We start from the raw sequence: 18,621 nt of genomic DNA, 5'->3' as shown, positions 1-18,621 counted from the left end.
GGTCAATTGCGCGCTCCGGCTCCGGGATGTAGGTATCCAAGTGGCCAGCCAGCTCGATGATCTTCTCTTCCCATGCAGCGTCGCCTTCCAACGCTTTCAGCGCGGAACCACGAACTACCGGCAGGTCATCACCCGGGAAGTCATACTCGGTCAGCAGTTCACGAACTTCCATCTCGACCAGTTCGAGCAGCTCTTCGTCATCAACCATGTCGCACTTGTTCATGAACACGATCATGTACGGGATACCAACCTGGCGACCCAGCAGGATGTGCTCACGAGTCTGCGGCATCGGGCCGTCAGTCGCTGCAACAACCAGGATAGCGCCATCCATCTGGGCAGCACCGGTGATCATGTTCTTAACGTAGTCGGCGTGACCCGGGCAATCTACGTGCGCGTAGTGACGGGCAGCAGTGTCGTATTCTACGTGGGAGGTGTTGATGGTGATACCACGCTCACGCTCTTCCGGCGCCTTGTCGATCTGGTCGAAGGCGAAAGCTTTACCACCGAAGTGCTTGGCCAGCACGTTGGTGATGGCGGCGGTCAGAGTGGTTTTACCGTGGTCAACGTGGCCGATGGTGCCGACGTTTACGTGCGGTTTGTTACGTTCAAATTTTTCTTTAGACACGACGTAGTCCTTCTAGGTTAAACCCGCCTACCGTCGTAGGCGGGGAATCTTAAATTACTTGGATTTGCGCTCTTCGATCACTGCCTGAGCCACGTTGTTCGGGGCGTCGGAGTACTTAGCAAATTCCATAGCGTAGGAAGCACGACCTTGGGTAGCGGAACGCAGCGCGGTCGCATAACCGAACATCTCGGCCAGCGGCACCAGAGCACGTACGATCTTGCCGGACGGGCCATCTTCCATACCTTCGATCAGGCCACGACGACGGTTCAAGTCACCGATAACGTCGCCCATGTAATCTTCCGGAGTCTCAACTTCGACCTGCATAACAGGCTCAAGCAGAACCGGCTTGGCTTTCATGTAACCAGCTTTGAAGGCCAAGGAGGCTGCGATCTTGAACGCCAGCTCGGAAGAGTCGACATCGTGGTAAGATCCGTAATGCAGACGTACGCCGATATCCATTACTGGATAGCCTGCCAGCGGGCCGGATTTGAGCTGCTCACGCAGACCCTTATCAACACCTGGGATGTATTCACCAGGAATCACGCCACCTTTGATATCGTTAACGAATTCATAGGTTTTGCCAGCTTCCAGCGGGTACATGTCGATGATGACGTGACCATACTGACCACGACCACCAGACTGCTTGGCGTGCTTACCTTCGATATCCTTGACGGTTTCACGAATGGTTTCACGGTAGGCAACCTGCGGTTTACCAACGTTCGCTTCAACCTTGAACTCGCGACGCATACGGTCAACGATGATGTCCAGGTGCAGCTCACCCATGCCGGCGATGATGGTTTGACCAGATTCTTCGTCAGTCCAAACACGGAAAGACGGATCTTCCTGCGCCAGACGGCCGAGTGCCAGACCCATCTTCTCTTGGTCAGCCTTGGTTTTCGGCTCAACCGCGATGGAGATTACCGGCTCCGGGAATTCCATACGCTCGAGGATGATCGGTGATTTTTCGTCACACAGGGTGTCACCAGTGGTCACATCTTTCAGACCGATGGCAGCAGCGATATCACCTGCGCGAACTTCTTTGATCTCTTCACGCTTGTTGGCATGCATCTGAACGATACGGCCAAAACGCTCACGCTTCTCTTTGACGGAGTTCATCACGGAGTCGCCGGAGTTAACCACACCGGAGTAAACGCGGAAGAAGGTCAGGTTGCCCACGAACGGATCGGTAGCAATCTTGAATGCCAGAGCAGCAAACGGCTCGTCATCAGAAGCATGACGCTCGTCTTTAGTCACGCCATCCAGCTTCAGGCCGTCGATAGCAGCAACGTCGGTCGGTGCCGGCAGATAATCAACAACGGCATCCAGCATGGCCTGTACGCCCTTGTTCTTGAACGCGGAGCCACAGGTAACCAGGATGATTTCGTTGTTCAGAACGCGCAGACGCAGAGCAGTCTTGATCTCTTTCTCGGTCAGCTCTTCGCCGCCCAAGTATTTTTCCATCAGCTCTTCAGAGGCTTCAGCAGCAGCTTCAACCAGGTTCAGACGCATTTCTTGCGCCTGCTCCAGCAGCTCGGCCGGGATCTCTTCGTAATCGAAGGATACGCCCTGATCTGCTTCGCTCCAGTTGATGGCTTTCATCTTGACCAGGTCGATAACGCCCTTGAAGTTCTCTTCTGCACCGATGTTCAGTTGCAGGGGAACAGGGACGCCTTTCAGACGGGTTCTGATGTGCTCAACGCAGCGCAAGTAGTTAGCACCGGTACGGTCCATCTTGTTGACGAACGCGATACGGGGAACTTTGTACTTGTTAGCCTGACGCCATACGGTCTCAGACTGTGGCTGTACGCCACCTACGGCACAGTACACCATCACGGCACCATCCAGAACACGCATTGAACGCTCTACTTCGATAGTAAAGTCAACGTGGCCGGGGGTATCGATGATGTTGATACGGTGCGGTTCATACTGTTTACCCATGCCGGACCAGAATGCGGTAGTCGCAGCAGAGGTGATGGTGATTCCACGCTCTTGTTCTTGTTCCATCCAGTCCATGGTGGCGGCGCCATCATGCACTTCGCCGATCTTATGGCTAACACCGGTGTAGAACAGTACGCGTTCGGTAGTAGTAGTCTTACCGGCGTCGATATGAGCGGAGATACCGATATTACGATAGCGCTCAATGGGGGTTGTACGAGCCATTGTCATCCTCTTACTAAGGAGCTTGTCCCTAGATAATTGAAGGTGCGCAGGATCTTTAGCAGACCCTGCGCAAGCGGATTACCAGCGGAAGTGAGCGAAGGCTTTGTTCGCTTCAGCCATACGGTGAACGTCTTCACGTTTCTTGACAGACGAACCCTTATTGTCAGCGGCATCCAGCAGCTCGCCAGCCAGGCGCTGAGCCATTGATTTTTCACCACGTTTACGAGCGGCATCAACCAACCAACGCATTGCCAGGGCATTGCGACGTACCGGGCGAACTTCTACCGGTACTTGATAGGTTGCACCACCGACACGACGAGATTTAACCTCGACGGACGGACGAATGTTGTCCAGGGCTTCTTCGAATACGGCCAGGTGATCTTTGCCAGATTTGGTGGCAATGATGTCCAGAGCACCGTATACGATGGCTTCGGAAACAGATTTCTTACCGTCAACCATTACTACGTTGACAAATTTAGCCAGCAGCTCTGATCCGAACTTAGGATCCGGCAGGATTTTACGCTGACCAACAACACGACGTCTTGGCATTTCAAATTCTCCGTAACTTCAGGGGTTACCCAAAACTAGAAAGTTATCTAACTAGAAACGAATTAACGTTTGGCCTTACTTAACGGAGAACCATTAAGCTTTCGGACGCTTCACGCCATACTTGGAGCGAGATTGCTTACGGTCTTTAACACCGGCACAGTCCAACGCACCACGAACAGTGTGATAACGAACACCTGGCAAATCCTTGACACGACCGCCACGGATCAGAACAACGGAGTGTTCCTGCAGGTTGTGACCTTCACCGCCGATATAGGAGGTGACTTCGAAGCCGTTGGTCAGACGAACACGGCACACTTTACGCAGTGCAGAGTTAGGCTTCTTTGGGGTGGTGGTATATACACGAGTGCACACGCCACGCTTCTGAGGGCACGCTTCCAGCGCAGGCACGTTGCTTTTTTCAACGAGCTTAGTGCGTGGCTTGCGAACCAACTGGTTAATAGTTGCCATCAAAAGGCTCCTGATAATGACTTCATAAACATGTGAAAAATCCTCCCCGCAGATACGGGGACGCGAAATTTTATGCCCTGTCGCTGAGGGAGTCAAGATTTATACAATCCGTGCCGTAAAAGGACACAGGCCCTGACAGCGATGTAGAGCCAAACTACTGAGTTATAACAATTAATGTTGGCGCTAGCATGACCATGAATGCGGCGATCCTTCAGCCTCAATCAGAGCCACCAATCCCGTCATGGTTAGGGATAACCCGGATCCCTCCCCCAAACCGCGGGCCAGTAAATCCTCATTCATCACATAGAGCCGTTCATCGGCCAATTTGGCCTGCCAGAGCGGGCTGACGGCTGCCACCACCGCATCTTGCATCAACACCAGGGCATCCCCCTGGTTTCGGTATTGCAACGCCTGCTCCAGATCCTGGGTCAGGAAGGGCGAGCTCATTATCAAATGGATCATAACCCCTCTCAGAAGCTCAGATGAATGGCATAACTGGCCCAAATCCGTGTCAGTTCTGCTCTGGGCAAACAGCGGGCCTCGATGATGAGGTCATCTGGCTGCAGGCCGCGCTCAGAGAGCGAGTCAGCGCAGACATAGAGCTCCTCCACATCATAGAGCTCCAACAGCTTGAAGGCAGGGGCATAATGACGCTGCAGTATGGTTTGCGGTCGTTGATCGCGGACCAGCTGCAAGACCCCATCCTCGATAAGAAACAGGGCAAGTGACTCGGTCAAGGCGGAGCTGGCCAGCAGGGCATCGAGTCCTTCTCTGCCCGCCGCCGAACCATGGGGTCCCCGCCTGCCGATAAAGGCGATCTTGTTCATACCCCTCCTAAAATTGCACGAAGCGATCTGCGGTCAACGCCGCTTCTGCCAGCTGCCCAAGACCACTCAGACAGAAGGGTTCGCCCAGATTGAAGTGTGCTTTGCCCACCTCGGATGCCTGTGTCTCGTCCAGCACGCCACGGCGCATGGCCGCCGCCACACAAACATCGATACGGATCCCCTGCTCAATGGCCAGCTCGGCCCACAGGGGCACCAAATTCACTTCGTCGGACGCGGGAGCATGCAGTTGATTGCCGTTACTCACCCCGTCTTGATAAAAGAACAGGTGAGACAACTGGTGACCTTCTGCCAGCAAGGCGCGAGCGAAGCGGTAGGCCGTGCTGGCAGATTGGCTACCATAGGCAGGTCCCGTCACCAGCAGGGCAAAACTCAGACTCATAGCCATTATTCCCAAGAGGTAGCCCATCGCAGAGCCACAGACAAAAAAGCCCCTCCGGGAGGGGCTCATCACAGCGATGCCGGATCAGAGATGGGCTATCGCTTCCACTTCAACCAACACATCTTTCGGCAGACGGGCCACTTCCACGCAGGATCGCGCAGGCGCCGAATCGCCGAAGTAACGGGCATAGACCTGATTGAAGGCCACGAAGTTGTTCATGTCACTCAGGAAACAGGTGGTCTTCAGCACCTTGCTGGTATCGGAGCCAGCCGCCTTCAATACGGCAACCAGGTTTTTCATCACCTGTTCTGCCTGTTGCTCGACGCCACCACTGACAATCTCCATGGTGCTCGGATCGAGCGGGATCTGGCCAGAGGTGAACACCAGCTCACCCAGCTTGGTACCCTGTACATAAGGGCCAATCGCGGCGGGAGCCTGTTCGGTTGCGATTACTTCTTTAGCCATTCATCTGTCCCCTTCTAGACGCTTACTCGCTCTCATCTTCACCCTGCTTGCGTTGACGGATGTAAAGATAGACGGTGTGTTTGGAAATATTAAGTTTGTCGGCGACCAGATTGATCGAATCCTTAATATCAAATATGCCCTTCTCGAACAGCTGGGTCACGATAAAACGGTTCTTGGCATTGTTGGCCACGGTCGGATCGCGATTGATCTCGTCGATGGTGTTATCCACCGTCTGGGCGACCAGCTCCTCGACGCTGTTGGCGAAGGTCTCTGGCGACTGGCGCTCGACCTGCTGCGGGGTCGGGAAGAACTCGGCCACGAACTCGTGAAAAGGCGCATTGATATGCAGGTTGATACAGATAAGGCCGATCACCTGCTTGTCGCTGTTGCGAATGGCAATGGTGATCGATTTCATCAGCGCACCGGTGCGACTACGCGCAAAGTAACTTTGCGTATACTCCTGGCCGGCATTCTCTATGTCCTTGAGCATACGCAGGGCCAGATCCGTGATCGGCGCCCCCTCGTTGCGGCCCGTGTTGAAACCATTCGCAATCTTGATCACCGACTCGTGCAGATTCTCCAGGGAGTGAAGGACTACCTCACAGTGCTTGCCGAACAACTCGGCCAAGCCCTCGATCAGCCCCTCATAGGAGCGCAACAATTCCCTGTCTTCGTCTGTAAAAGTGCGGCTGACCAGCTGTTCCTCGGGAAGCATTACATCCTCGATACCGACAGTCATCTTTTACCCCTGTAATCACGTGAACTGATCCGAGTTTTCAATTGCGCACTGGCAATGTCAACTTTTTTTGATTTTTTGCTCTATAACCTTGCACTGGATCATCCCCTGCCCCAGCCCGGTGCAGGCTTGGCCGACGAATAACTAACAAAAAGGGCTCCCTGAAGGAGCCCTTTTTAATCACTGCAGCTGAAGATTACTCTTCGTCAAAACTACCGGATGCATTGAGCAGATCCGCCAGGTTTTGCTGAGCTTCATCGGCTGTCACCTGCGGTACACCGACAGCACGAGCTGCGGCGGCACGCTGGTTGATCCGGCTGTGATGGTAGGCAAAGCCAGTACCAGCCGGGATCAGACGACCCACGATCACGTTCTCTTTCAGGCCACGCAGTTCATCACGCTTGCCGCCAACGGCAGCTTCGGTCAGAACACGGGTGGTTTCCTGGAAGGAAGCCGCGGAGATGAAGGACTCGGTGCTCAAGGATGCCTTGGTAATACCCATCAGGATATGACGGAAGGTGGCCGGGATCTTACCCTCGGCAACCAACTTACGGTTGGCAATCTTGACGCGGGCCACTTCAACCTGCTCGCCTTCGATAAGATCGGTGTCACCAGCGCTCAGGATCTCGCACTTACGCAGCATCTGACGAACGATGACTTCGATGTGCTTGTCGTTGATCTTAACGCCTTGCAGACGGTAAACGTCCTGCACTTCGTTGGCGATATAGTTGGCGACCGGGCTGATACCGCGCAGGCGCAGGATATCGTGAGCAGACTCAGGACCGTCCGCCAGCACTTCGCCCTTCTCAACTTTTTCACCTTCGAACACGTTCAGGTGACGCCACTTCGGAATCATCTCCTCGTAGACGTCGCCACCATCGGTCGGGGTGATAACCAGACGGCGTTTGCCCTTGGTCTCTTTCCCGAAGGAGATGGTACCGGAGATCTCGGCCAGGATAGCCGGTTCCTTCGGAATACGTGCTTCGAACAGATCCGCAACGCGCGGCAGACCACCGGTGATGTCCTTGGTACCACTGGATTCCTGCGGGATACGCGCTACCGCGTCACCCACACCCACGTTGGCACCATCTTCCAGGTTCACGATCGCCTTGCCCGGCAGGAAGTACTGGGCGGCTACATCGGTACCCGGGATCATGACATCTTTACCGTTCAGGTCGACCAGTTTAACGGTCGGACGCATCTCTTTACCGGCACTCGGACGCTCGTTGACATCCAGTACGACGATGGAAGAGAGACCGGTCAGCTCGTCGGTTTGACGGGTGATGGTCACCCCATCGATCATGTGTTCGAAGTCCAGACGACCTGCTACTTCGGTGATGATCGGGTGGGTATGCGGATCCCAGTTAGCCACGGTTTCACCGGCAGTCACTGCCTGGCCGTCTTTCACTTCCAACACGGAACCGTAAGGCAGCTTGTGGCTTTCCTTGGTACGGCCCATCTCGTCCATGATGGTCAGTTCAGTAGAACGTGAGGTGATAACCAGCTTGTCGGCACTGTTGAGAACGAACTTGGCGTTCTGCAGCTTGATGCTACCGGTGTTCTTGACCTGGATGCTGCTCTCGGCAGCAGCTCGGGATGCGGCACCACCGATGTGGAAGGTACGCATCGTCAGCTGGGTACCAGGCTCACCGATGGACTGGGCGGCGATAACACCGACAGCCTCACCCTTGTTGACCAAGTGACCACGGGCCAGATCGCGACCGTAGCAGTGTGCACAGTTACCGAAGTCGGTCTCACAGGTGATGGCAGAACGTACCTTCACGCGGTCGACGGAGTTGCGTTCCAGCAGATCACACAGATACTCGTCAAGCAGAGTATTGCGCGCTACCAGGATCTCGCCCTCTGTACCCGGCTTGATCACATCATCAGCAACCACACGACCCAACACGCGCTCACGCAACGGTTCGACCACGTCGCCACCTTCGATCAGCGGAGTCATCCACAGACCTTCGATGGTGCCGCAATCGTCTTCGGTGATGACCATGTCTTGGGCAACGTCAACCAGACGACGAGTCAGATAACCGGAGTTAGCCGTCTTCAGTGCGGTATCCGCCAGACCCTTACGAGCACCGTGAGTGGAGATGAAGTACTGGAGTACGTTCAGACCTTCACGGAAGTTCGCCACGATCGGCGTTTCGATGATGGAGCCATCCGGCTTGGCCATCAAGCCACGCATACCGGCCAACTGACGGATCTGGGCCGCGGAGCCCCGCGCACCAGAATCGGCCATCATGAAGATGCTGTTGAACGACGCCTGCTCTTCCTCTTCACCCAAGGAGTTGACATCACGCTCTTTGGACAAGTTCTCCATCATGGCCTTGGAGACGCGCTCGTTGGCGCTGGCCCAGATATCGATAACCTTGTTGTAGCGCTCGCCCGCGGTCACCAGACCGGACAGGAACTGGTCCTGGATCTCGGCAACTTCGGCTTCGGCAGCGGCGATGATGTCTTTCTTGGCATCCGGGATGACCATGTCATCGATACCAACGGAAGCACCTGACAGGGCCGCATAATGGAAACCGGTATACATCAGCTGGTCAGCGAAGATGACGGTGTCCTTCAGGCCCTGCTTGCGATAGCAGGTGTTCAGCAGACGGGAGATGAGCTTTTTACCCAACGCCTTGTTGGAAACGCTCTTGATCCAGTTCTGCGGATTGGCATCCAGATCAGCCTGCTCTGCAGCAGTCAGTACCTTCGGCTCGTCGATCAGCGCGTATTCCATGCCTTTGGGCAGGATCAGGCTCAGGATGGCACGACCAATGGTGGTGTTCTTCAGCTCGGTATGCTCAACCAGCGAGTCATCTGCTTGACGCAGATATTCGGTGATACGCACTTTGACACGAGCGTGCAAATCGGCCAGACCGGCGCGATAGACCTTCTCGGCTTCTTTCGGGCCGGCCAGCACCATACCTTCGCCCTTGGCGTTGATACGGGCACGGGTCATGTAGTACAGACCCAAGACCACATCCTGGGAAGGCACGATGATCGGCTCACCGGAGGCAGGTGACAAGATGTTGTTGGTAGACATCATCAGGGCACGGGCTTCCAGCTGGGCTTCCAGGGTCAGCGGTACGTGGACCGCCATCTGGTCGCCATCGAAGTCGGCGTTATAGGCGGCACAGACCAGCGGGTGCAGCTGGATGGCTTTACCTTCGATCAGGGTCGGTTCGAATGCCTGGATCCCCAGACGGTGCAGGGTCGGTGCACGGTTCAGCAAGACCGGGTGTTCGCGGATCACTTCGTCCAGGATATCCCAAACGACAGCTTCTTCACGCTCCACCATCTTCTTGGCGGCCTTGATCGTGGTCGCCAGACCGCGGGTCTCGAGCTTGCCATAGATGAAGGGCTTGAACAGCTCAAGTGCCATCTTCTTCGGCAGGCCACACTGATGCAGGCGCAGGGTCGGACCTACTGTGATAACGGAACGACCAGAGTAGTCGACACGTTTGCCCAGCAAGTTCTGACGGAAACGACCTTGCTTACCCTTGATCATGTCGGCCAAGGATTTCAGCGGGCGCTTGTTGGAACCAGTGATGGCACGGCCACGACGGCCGTTATCCAGCAGGGCATCCACGGACTCTTGCAGCATGCGCTTTTCGTTGCGCACAATGATGTCCGGGGCGGCCAGGTCCAGCAGACGCTTCAGGCGATTGTTACGGTTGATCACACGACGGTACAGATCGTTCAGATCTGAGGTCGCGAAACGGCCGCCGTCCAGCGGTACCAGCGGACGCAGGTCCGGCGGCAGCACAGGCAGCACTGTCATGATCATCCACTCCGGCTTGTTGCCGGACTGCAGGAAGGCTTCCATCAGCTTCAAGCGTTTGGTGGTCTTCTTGCGCTTGGTCTCGGAGTTGGTTTGATCCAGCTCCTCGCGCATGGTTTTGACTTCGCCTTCCAGATCGATGGCACGCAGCAATGCAAGGATTGCCTCGGCACCCATCTTGGCGTCAAATTCGTCGCCCCACTCTTCCAGTGCGTCCAGATAGTTCTCTTCGGACAACATCTGGCTGCGCTCGAGGTTGGTCATGCCGGGTTCGATAACCACATAGGATTCGAAATACAGCACGCGCTCGATGTCACGCAGGGTCATGTCCAGCAGCAGACCGATACGGGACGGCAGGGACTTCAGGAACCAGATATGGGCAGTCGGGCTGGCCAGCTCGATATGGCCCATGCGCTCACGACGGACCTTGGTCTGGGTCACTTCTACGCCACACTTCTCGCAGATCACACCACGGTGTTTCAGGCGCTTGTACTTGCCGCACAGACACTCGTAGTCCTTCACCGGTCCGAAGATACGGGCACAGAACAGACCATCACGTTCCGGCTTAAAAGTCCGGTAGTTGATGGTCTCAGGCTTTTTGACTTCACCGAATGACCAGGAGCGGATCATGTCAGGAGAGGCCAGACCGATCTTAATACTGTCAAACTCTTCGGTCTTAGTCTGAGCCTTCAAAAACTTGAGTAAGTCTTTCACGTGTTTCCCCTGTCAGGAGTCTAACCTCGGCGCCCTGCTGCCAAAGCAGCGGGGCGCCCACGTCAATTTTCGAACAATAAGAGCGAGCTCTTACTCTTCGTCCAGCTCGATGTTGATACCCAGAGAGCGGATTTCCTTCAACAATACGTTGAAGGATTCGGGCATGCCCGGCTCCATACGGTGGTCGCCATCCACGATGTTCTTGTACATCTTGGTACGGCCATTCACATCGTCAGACTTGACGGTCAGCATCTCTTGCAGAGTGTATGCCGCACCGTAAGCCTCCAGGGCCCACACTTCCATCTCACCGAACCGCTGACCACCAAACTGCGCCTTACCACCCAGCGGCTGCTGGGTAACCAGGCTGTAGGAACCAGTAGAACGCGCATGCATCTTGTCGTCTACCAAGTGGTTCAGCTTCAGCATGTACATGTAACCCACAGTGACCTTGCGCTCAAAGGTGTTACCGGTACGGCCGTCGAACAGGGAGATCTGACCGGATTCCGGCAGGTCAGCCAGTCTCAGCAAGGCCTTGATTTCGTGCTCTTTGGCACCATCAAAGACTGGCGTGGCGACTGGCAGACCATTACGCAGGTTTCCAACCAGGGTACGCACGTCGTCGTCAGACAGCTCGGCGATGTCAACTTGCTTGGTATCCTTCTCGCCCAGGTCATAGACCTGTTGCAAGAATTCACGCATCTCATGCAGTTTGCGCTGCTCTTTGATCATGCGATCGATCTTCTCGCCGATGCCCTTGGCCGCGAGGCCCAGATGCACTTCGAGGATCTGACCGATGTTCATACGAGATGGTACACCCAGCGGGTTCAGTACGATGTCGACCGGACGGCCGAACTCGTCATGGGGCATATCCTCGACCGGGCAGATCTTGGAGATAACACCCTTGTTACCGTGACGACCAGCCATCTTGTCACCCGGTTGGATGCGACGCTTGACTGCCAGGTAAACCTTGACGATTTTCAGTACGCCCGGCGCCAGATCATCACCCTGGATAATCTTGCGACGTTTGTTTTCGAACTTCTTGTCGAAGTCGGCGCGCAGCTCGATGTGCTGTTCGGCAATCTGCTCCAGTTCGATCTGCTTGGCTTCATCTTCGATGGCCAATTCAAACCACTTGGTGCGATCCAGCTTGTTCAGACGATCTTCGCTGTAACCGGCAGCCAACAGCAGGTTGCGAGTACGGCCAAACACACCGTCTTCCAGGATCTTGAACTCTTCGGTCAAGTCCTTCTTCGCTTCCTTCAGCTGCATCTCTTCGATTTCTTTGGCGCGCTTGTCTTTTTCCACGCCATCGCGGGTAAAGACTTGCACGTCAACCACGGTACCGTACACACCGTTCGGCACACGCAGGGAGGAGTCCTTCACGTCGGACGCCTTCTCACCGAAGATCGCGCGCAGCAGCTTCTCTTCCGGCGTCAGCTGGGTTTCACCTTTCGGCGTTACCTTACCAACCAGAATGTCGCCACCCTTCACTTCGGCACCCACGTAGACGATACCGGACTCATCCAGCTTGGACAGTGCGGCTTCACCCACGTTCGGGATGTCGGCAGTGATCTCTTCCGGACCCAGTTTGGTGTCACGGGAGATACAGGCCAGTTCCTGGATATGGATGGTGGTCAGGCGATCTTCCTGTACCACACGCTCGTTTACCAAGATCGAATCTTCGAAGTTGTAACCGTTCCACGGCATGAAGGCGACGCGCAGGTTTTGGCCCAGCGCCAGTTCGCCCAAGTCGGTAGACGGGCCATCGGCCAAGACGTCACCGGCCATCACCGGCTCACCCAACATCACGCAAGGACGCTGGTTGATACAGGTGTTCTGGTTAGAACGGGTGTACTTGGTCAGGTTGTAGATGTCGATGCCGGCTTCGCCTGGCAGCAGCTCATCTTCATTGACCCGCAGCACGATACGGGAGGCATCGACATAGTCGATCACGCCGCCACGCTTGGCCACGACGGTTACACCGGAATCAACGGCTACGGCGCGCTCCATACCTGTACCTACCAGCGGCTTGTCGGCACGCAGGGTCGGCACGGCTTGACGTTGCATGTTCGAACCCATCAGGGCTCGGTTAGCATCATCGTGTTCCAGGAAGGGGATCAGGGCCGCTGCCACAGAAACAATCTGCTGCGGGCTCACATCCATATACTGGATCTGATCGGCGTTCATAAAGGTGGATTCACCTTTGTGGCGGCATGGGATCAGTTCATCTTTGAGGCGACCATCTTCGGACGCGGCCGCATTGGCCTGAGCGATGACGTATTTGCCTTCTTCGATGGCAGACAGGTAATCCACTTCGTCGGTGATCAGACCGTCGATAACCTTGCGGTACGGAGTCTCGAGGAAACCGTACTCATTGGTGCGTGAATAGACTGACAGCGAGTTGATCAGACCGATGTTCGGACCTTCAGGGGTCTCGATGGGGCACAGACGACCATAGTGAGTCGGGTGCACATCTCGAACTTCAAAGCCGGCGCGCTCACGAGTCAGACCACCTGGGCCCAACGCAGAGATACGACGCTTGTGGGTCACTTCGGACAGCGGGTTGTTCTGATCCATGAACTGGGACAACTGGCTGGAACCGAAGAACTCTTTGACGGCGGCGGAGATCGGTTTGGCGTTGATCAGATCCTGCGGCATCAGGGTATCGAGGTCGCCCAAGGACAGACGCTCTTTCACCGCACGCTCAACACGGACCAGACCGACGCGGAACTGGTTCTCGGCCATCTCACCGACGGAACGGATACGACGGTTACCCAGGTGGTCGATATCGTCCACCTCGTCATTGCCGTTACGGATGTCGATCAGGCGCTTCATGACTTCGACGATGTCGTCTTTGGTCAGCACACCAGCGCCAGTCTCATCTTCACGGGACAGACGACGGTTGAACTTCATCCGACCTACGGTAGACAGGTCGTAACGCTCGGAAGAGAAGAACAGGTTCTCGAACAGCTGCTCTGCCGCTTCGCGGGTAGGCGGCTCGCCCGGACGCATCATGCGATAGATTTCGACCAGCGCTTCCAAACGGTTGGAGCTGTTGTCGATACGCAGGGTCTCGGACATGTAGGCACCGTGATCCAGTTCATTGGTGAACAGAACCTCGAAGTGCTTGAAGCCGGCTTGGGACAGGTTGGCGACCGCTTCCAGGCTCAGGGCCTGGTTTGCAGTGACGACCATTTCGCCAGTCTGGGGATGTGCGTAGTTCTTGGCGACAACTTTGCCAACAACGTACTCCACCGGCACCTCAATCTGGGTGATGGCGTCTTTTTCCAGCTGACGGATATGACGTGCAGTCACACGACGACCGGTCTCGACGACTACAGTGCCATTGGCAATGATGTCGAAGGTCGCAGTTTCGCCACGCAGACGCTCGGGCACCAGATCCATCATCAACTTGCCATCTTTCACTTCGAAACCGATGGTTTCGAAGAAGGTGGCCAGGATTTCTTCGGAACTGAAGTCCAGGGCGCGCAGAATAATGGACGCTGGCAGTTTACGGCGACGGTCGATACGGACAAACAGGTTGTCTTTTGCATCGAACTCGAAGTCCAGCCAGGAGCCACGGTAGGGGATAACGCGAGCGTTATACAGCACCTTACCTGATGAATGAGTTTTGCCTTTATCGTGGTCGAAGAAGACGCCCGGGCTGCGGTGCAGCTGGGAGACAATGACCCGCTCGGTACCATTGATAACAAAAGTACCGTTTTCGGTCATGAGCGGAATTTCGCCCATGTAAACTTCTTGTTCCTTGATATCTTTGACGGTGCCGGCAGCTGCTTCACGGTCGTACAGAACCATACGAAGCTTGACACGCAGCGGCGCGGAGTAGGTCACTCCACGGATCTGGCATTCTTTTACGTCAAATACCGGCTCACCCAGGCGATAGCTGACATACTGAAGCTCAGCACTACCGGAGTAACTGGTGATCGGGAAAACGCTACGGAAAGCGGCCTCTAGGCCATATTCACCTTCCGGGTCAGCCTCGATGAACTGCTTGAAGGAGTCCAGCTGAATGGACAACAGATAAGGCGTGTCCAGTACCTGGTCTCGCTTACCGAAGTCCTTACGAATGCGTTTTTTTCGGTATAAGAGTAAACCATAGGGTTCCTCAGCTCGCTGATAAGTGACCCACTCTGTCCCGCAGGACAGCTCTGTCTCAACACCGTTTTGTATTGACCGGGGCGATAATGCGGCCCGGGTTGCTGGTGCACCGAGAGTCGCAAACGGTGTGAAAATGCTCTCAGTCTACAGCGCAAAAAGGCTGGTGAATAAAATTCACCAGCCTTGCCTGTTTTATCAGGCTAATCTACATGAATGCAGATTATTTGACCTCAACAGAAGCACCGGCAGCTTCCAGCTCTTTCTTCAGAGCTTCAGCTTCGTCTTTGGAGATGCCTTCTTTCAGGTTGGCCGGAGCGGCTTCAACCAGATCTTTGGCTTCTTTCAGGCCCAGGCCGGTAGCAGCACGAACGGCTTTGATGACGGCAACTTTGTTGGCGCCAACAGCAGTCAGAACTACGTCGAATTCGGTTTTCTCTTCTACTGCTTCAGCAGCCGGACCGGCAGCAACAGCAACAGCGGCAGAAACACCGAACTTCTCTTCCATAGCTTCGATCAGCTCAACAACTTCCATTACGGACATGGAAGCAACGGCTTCGATGATTTGGTCTTTAGTGATAGACATGACAAAAATTCCTGATGTTGAATAAACTCAAACAACCTAAATAGGTAAGAATCAAGCAGCAGCTTGCTTCTGATCGCGGACAGCAGCGATAGTACGAACCAGCTTGCCAGCAGAGGCTTCCTTCATGGTAGCCATCAACTTCGAGATTGCTTCGTCGTAAGTCGGCAGTGTAGCCAGACGATCAATTTGTGCTGCGGCGATAAACTCACCGTTAAAAGCGCCAGCCTTGATTTCGAACTTTTGGTTCGCTTTGGCAAACTCTTTGAACAGACGAGCGGCAGCGCCCGGGTGTTCGTTAGAGAAAGCAATCAAGGTCGGACCAGTCAATACGTCGTTCAGGCACTCGTATTCGGTACCTTCTACCGCGCGACGCAGCAGGGTGTTACGCACAACGCGTATGTACACACCAGCTTCACGAGCGGTTTTACGCAGGACGGTCATCTTGTCTACAGTGACGCCGCGAGAATCGGCAACAACTGCGGACAGTGCGCCTTTGGCAGCTTCGTTGACTTCAGCAACAATTGCCTTTTTGTCTTCGAGTCCTAATGCCATTGGCTTAGCTCCTGGATTGAATCTGGGCCACCGAGACCCAGAACTGATACATCCCTCTGTGAACAGAGGAAACGATGCGGTGGCAGGATTCCAGAAGAGAAAATTTTCTCGCTGGGTTTCCGGCACCGTCTACGCAGGAAATATTAAGGCGTTGCCGCCTCCTGCGGTCTTGGACGGAGGTCGAAACCCCCAACCAATCAAGGCGCAAAATTATAGATTAAATTTTGCGCCTTGTAAAATCCATCAATTAACCCTGAGCTTCCAGAGAAGCTTGGTCTACAGCAACACCGGCACCCATGGTGGTGGAGATGCTGACTTTCTTGATGAAGATGCCTTTGGCGGAAGAGGGCTTGCCTTTTTTCAGGGCAACCAGCAGCGCTTCCAAGTTTTCTTTCAGCTGAACTTCGTTGAAAGAAACCTTACCCAGAGTGGTATGGATGATACCATTCTTGTCATTGCGGTAGCGGACCTGACCGGCTTTGGCGTTCTTGACGGCCTCGGCAACGTTCGGGGTCACGGTGCCCACTTTCGGGTTAGGCATCAGGCCACGCGGGCCCAGGATCTGGCCGAGTTGACCAACTACGCGCATGGCATCCGGGGATGCGATCACGACGTCGAAGTTCATCTCGCCTTTTTTGACCAGCTCAGCCAGGTCGTCCATACCAACCAGTTCAGCACCGGCAGCTTTAGCAGCTTCGGCGTTGGCACCCTGGGTGAATACGGCAACGCGAACGTCACGACCGGTACCGTGCGGCAGCACAGTGGCGCCACGGACGTTTTGGTCGGATTTACGAGCGTCGATACCCAGGTTGACAGCAACGTCAACACTTTCAACGAACTTGGCAGTAGCCAGTTCTTTCAGCAGGGCAATGGCTTCGTTGATGCCGTACTCTTTGGTACCGTCAACTTTTTCGCGAATAACGCGCATACGCTTGGAAATTTTAGCCATTGTCTTAATCCTCCACTACCAGACCCATGGAACGAGCGGAGCCTGCGATGCAACGTACTTTTGCATCCAGATCGGCACCAGTCATATCCGCATCTTTGGTCTTGGCAATTTCTTGCAGCTGAGCAACAGTCACCTTACCAACCTTGTCTTTGTTCGGCTTGGCGGAACCAGACTGGATGCCAGCAGCTTTCTTCAGCAAGAAGGCAGCAGGCGGAGTCTTGGTTTCGAAGGTGAAGGAACGGTCACTGTAAACGGTGATCACGACCGGAGTCGGTGAACCTTTTTCCAGCTTCTCTGTACGGGCGTTGAACGCTTTACAGAATTCCATGATGTTGACGCCGTGCTGACCCAGGGCCGGACCGACGGGGGGGCTTGGGTTGGCACTGCCAGCTTTAACTTGCAGCTTGATATAAGCTGTGACTTTCTTAGCCATTAGAAAAATACCTCAAAAATGGGTTCAAACGCCTCGGAGACATGCTCCTGCAAACGGCTCCCCAGCTAATAAAGGGGCAGCGAATTATAGAGATATTCGCTGCCCCTGACAACCGTTAAACGTACAGAATTCAATCAGCCTTTTTCGACCTGACCAAAATCCAGTTCTACCGGTGTTGAACGACCGAAGATCAGAACAGAAACCTTCACGCGGCTCTTTTCGTAATCCACTTCTTCGACAGTGCCGTTGAAGTCAGCGAAGGGACCATCGGCAACCCGTACCATTTCACCTGGTTCAAACAGAGTCTTGGGACGCGGCTTGTCGTGGGAATCTTGCAGACGATTGAGGATGGCATCCGCTTCTTTGTCGGAAATCGGTGCCGGGCGGTCTGAGGTACCACCGATGAAGCCCATTACACGCGGCACGTTACGTACCAAGTGCCAGGTGGTTTCATCCATCAGCATCTGAACCAGCACATAGCCCGGGAAGAACTTGCGCTCACTCTTACGCTTCTGGCCGGCACGCATCTCGACCACTTCCTCGGTCGGTACCAGCACTTCGCCAAACATCTCTTCCATGCCATGCATCTTGATATGTTCGCGCAGGGATTTCGCAACCCGGCCTTCATAGCCGGAGAATGCCTGTACGACATACCATCTCATACGTTGTTCACGTTGTTCAGTCATGGCTAATCCTTACACACCGGTAATCAAGTTGACCAACCAGACCAAAGCGCCGTCCAGAAGGAACAACAGCAAGCCCATGATGGCAGTAACCGCCAGCACAATCAGCGTTGTCTGAATGGCTTCCTGGCGGGTTGGCCATACGACCTTGCGGACTTCCAGGCGAGACTCACGGGCAAAAGCCAGTGTTGCCTTACCCTTGGTGGTTTGCAGGGCTACCGCACCAGCGGCAGCAATGACAACGACCACACCCAAGGCGCGGACGGCAGCGAGCACATCGTGCAGCAGGTAATTACCCACTACAGCGGCCGCCAGGATGATGAAAACCAGGCCCCAAAGCAGGGTATCCTTGCTTCCGCCCTGATTCTCAGAACTCACATTCATACAACCTACCTGTATCTGACATTACTAAAGACACAAAAGCCCCGTACGAGACGAGGTGCATGGCAGGGGCGGAGGGATTCGAACCCCCAACCATCGGTTTTGGAGACCGCTGTTCTACCAATTCGAACTACGCCCCTGCATAAGAAAGCCCCTATTATAGGGGCTTTGCTTTATTTATGTAAGCCAA

The 18,621-nt window shown here is 54.8% G+C and carries 16 protein-coding genes, 1 tRNA gene and 1 pseudogene; all 18 read right to left on the bottom strand.

Going from position 1 to position 18,621, the window contains the following annotated elements:
- The coding region (locus G113_RS11430; RefSeq protein WP_005901838.1) for a GTP-binding protein at positions 1-625 on the bottom strand (625 nt) is incomplete at its 3' end.
- Between the two features lie 54 nt (positions 626-679).
- On the bottom strand, positions 680-2,785 hold the full coding sequence (fusA, locus tag G113_RS11425; RefSeq protein WP_005901836.1) for an elongation factor G: 2,106 nt from the start codon (positions 2,783-2,785) through the stop codon (positions 680-682).
- A 78-nt stretch (positions 2,786-2,863) separates the two neighbouring features.
- Positions 2,864-3,334 carry a 30S ribosomal protein S7 gene (gene rpsG, locus G113_RS11420; RefSeq protein ID WP_005901834.1) on the bottom strand — a complete coding sequence of 157 codons (471 nt, stop codon included), beginning with the start codon at positions 3,332-3,334 and terminating at the stop codon, positions 2,864-2,866.
- A gap of 93 nt (positions 3,335-3,427) precedes the next feature.
- Positions 3,428-3,802 carry a 30S ribosomal protein S12 gene (gene rpsL, locus G113_RS20580; RefSeq protein WP_005901832.1) on the bottom strand — a complete coding sequence of 125 codons (375 nt, stop codon included), beginning with the start codon at positions 3,800-3,802 and terminating at the stop codon, positions 3,428-3,430.
- A 183-nt stretch (positions 3,803-3,985) separates the two neighbouring features.
- Complete coding sequence (gene tusB, locus G113_RS11410) at positions 3,986-4,264, bottom strand: sulfurtransferase complex subunit TusB (protein WP_005901830.1); 279 nt, start codon at positions 4,262-4,264, stop codon at positions 3,986-3,988.
- 8 nt (positions 4,265-4,272) lie between these two features.
- Positions 4,273-4,629 (bottom strand): sulfurtransferase complex subunit TusC, encoded by a 357-nt coding sequence (tusC, locus tag G113_RS11405; protein ID WP_005901829.1) that lies wholly within the window; start codon positions 4,627-4,629, stop codon positions 4,273-4,275.
- 7 nt (positions 4,630-4,636) lie between these two features.
- Positions 4,637-5,029 (bottom strand): sulfurtransferase complex subunit TusD, encoded by a 393-nt coding sequence (gene tusD / locus G113_RS11400; protein ID WP_005901828.1) that lies wholly within the window; start codon positions 5,027-5,029, stop codon positions 4,637-4,639.
- An 84-nt stretch (positions 5,030-5,113) separates the two neighbouring features.
- Entirely contained in the window at positions 5,114-5,494 is a 381-nt protein-coding gene (locus G113_RS11395; protein ID WP_005901827.1) for a RidA family protein, read from the bottom strand.
- A gap of 22 nt (positions 5,495-5,516) precedes the next feature.
- Positions 5,517-6,233, bottom strand: a complete 717-nt coding sequence (locus G113_RS11390) for a helix-turn-helix transcriptional regulator (protein ID WP_040319155.1) — start codon at positions 6,231-6,233, stop codon at positions 5,517-5,519.
- A 193-nt stretch (positions 6,234-6,426) separates the two neighbouring features.
- A complete protein-coding gene (rpoC, locus tag G113_RS11385) occupies positions 6,427-10,731 on the bottom strand; it encodes a DNA-directed RNA polymerase subunit beta' (RefSeq protein WP_005901824.1) in 4,305 nt (1,434 codons plus the stop codon).
- 90 nt (positions 10,732-10,821) lie between these two features.
- A pseudogene (gene rpoB, locus G113_RS11380) lies at positions 10,822-14,849 on the bottom strand (DNA-directed RNA polymerase subunit beta).
- 221 nt (positions 14,850-15,070) lie between these two features.
- Complete coding sequence (rplL, locus tag G113_RS11375) at positions 15,071-15,433, bottom strand: 50S ribosomal protein L7/L12 (protein ID WP_005901822.1); 363 nt, start codon at positions 15,431-15,433, stop codon at positions 15,071-15,073.
- A gap of 51 nt (positions 15,434-15,484) precedes the next feature.
- On the bottom strand, positions 15,485-15,985 hold the full coding sequence (gene rplJ / locus G113_RS11370) for a 50S ribosomal protein L10 (RefSeq protein WP_005901820.1): 501 nt from the start codon (positions 15,983-15,985) through the stop codon (positions 15,485-15,487).
- Between the two features lie 247 nt (positions 15,986-16,232).
- Positions 16,233-16,934: a 50S ribosomal protein L1 gene (gene rplA, locus G113_RS11365; RefSeq protein WP_005901818.1), complete on the bottom strand. Its 702-nt coding sequence runs from the start codon at positions 16,932-16,934 to the stop codon at positions 16,233-16,235.
- 4 nt (positions 16,935-16,938) lie between these two features.
- Positions 16,939-17,367 carry a 50S ribosomal protein L11 gene (gene rplK, locus G113_RS11360; RefSeq protein WP_005901816.1) on the bottom strand — a complete coding sequence of 143 codons (429 nt, stop codon included), beginning with the start codon at positions 17,365-17,367 and terminating at the stop codon, positions 16,939-16,941.
- Positions 17,368-17,501: 134 nt separating this feature from the next.
- Positions 17,502-18,053 (bottom strand): transcription termination/antitermination protein NusG, encoded by a 552-nt coding sequence (gene nusG, locus G113_RS11355; protein ID WP_005901813.1) that lies wholly within the window; start codon positions 18,051-18,053, stop codon positions 17,502-17,504.
- Positions 18,054-18,062: 9 nt separating this feature from the next.
- Positions 18,063-18,434, bottom strand: a complete 372-nt coding sequence (gene secE / locus G113_RS11350) for a preprotein translocase subunit SecE (protein WP_005901810.1) — start codon at positions 18,432-18,434, stop codon at positions 18,063-18,065.
- Between the two features lie 60 nt (positions 18,435-18,494).
- Positions 18,495-18,571 (bottom strand) — tRNA-Trp (locus G113_RS11345).
- Positions 18,572-18,621 lie beyond the last annotated feature (50 nt).

The sequence above is a fragment of the Aeromonas molluscorum 848 genome (assembly GCF_000388115.1).
Lineage (GTDB): Bacteria > Pseudomonadota > Gammaproteobacteria > Enterobacterales > Aeromonadaceae > Aeromonas > Aeromonas molluscorum.
Note: the sequence above shows the minus strand (reverse complement) of the source record. Positions and strands in the feature narration are given on the sequence as shown.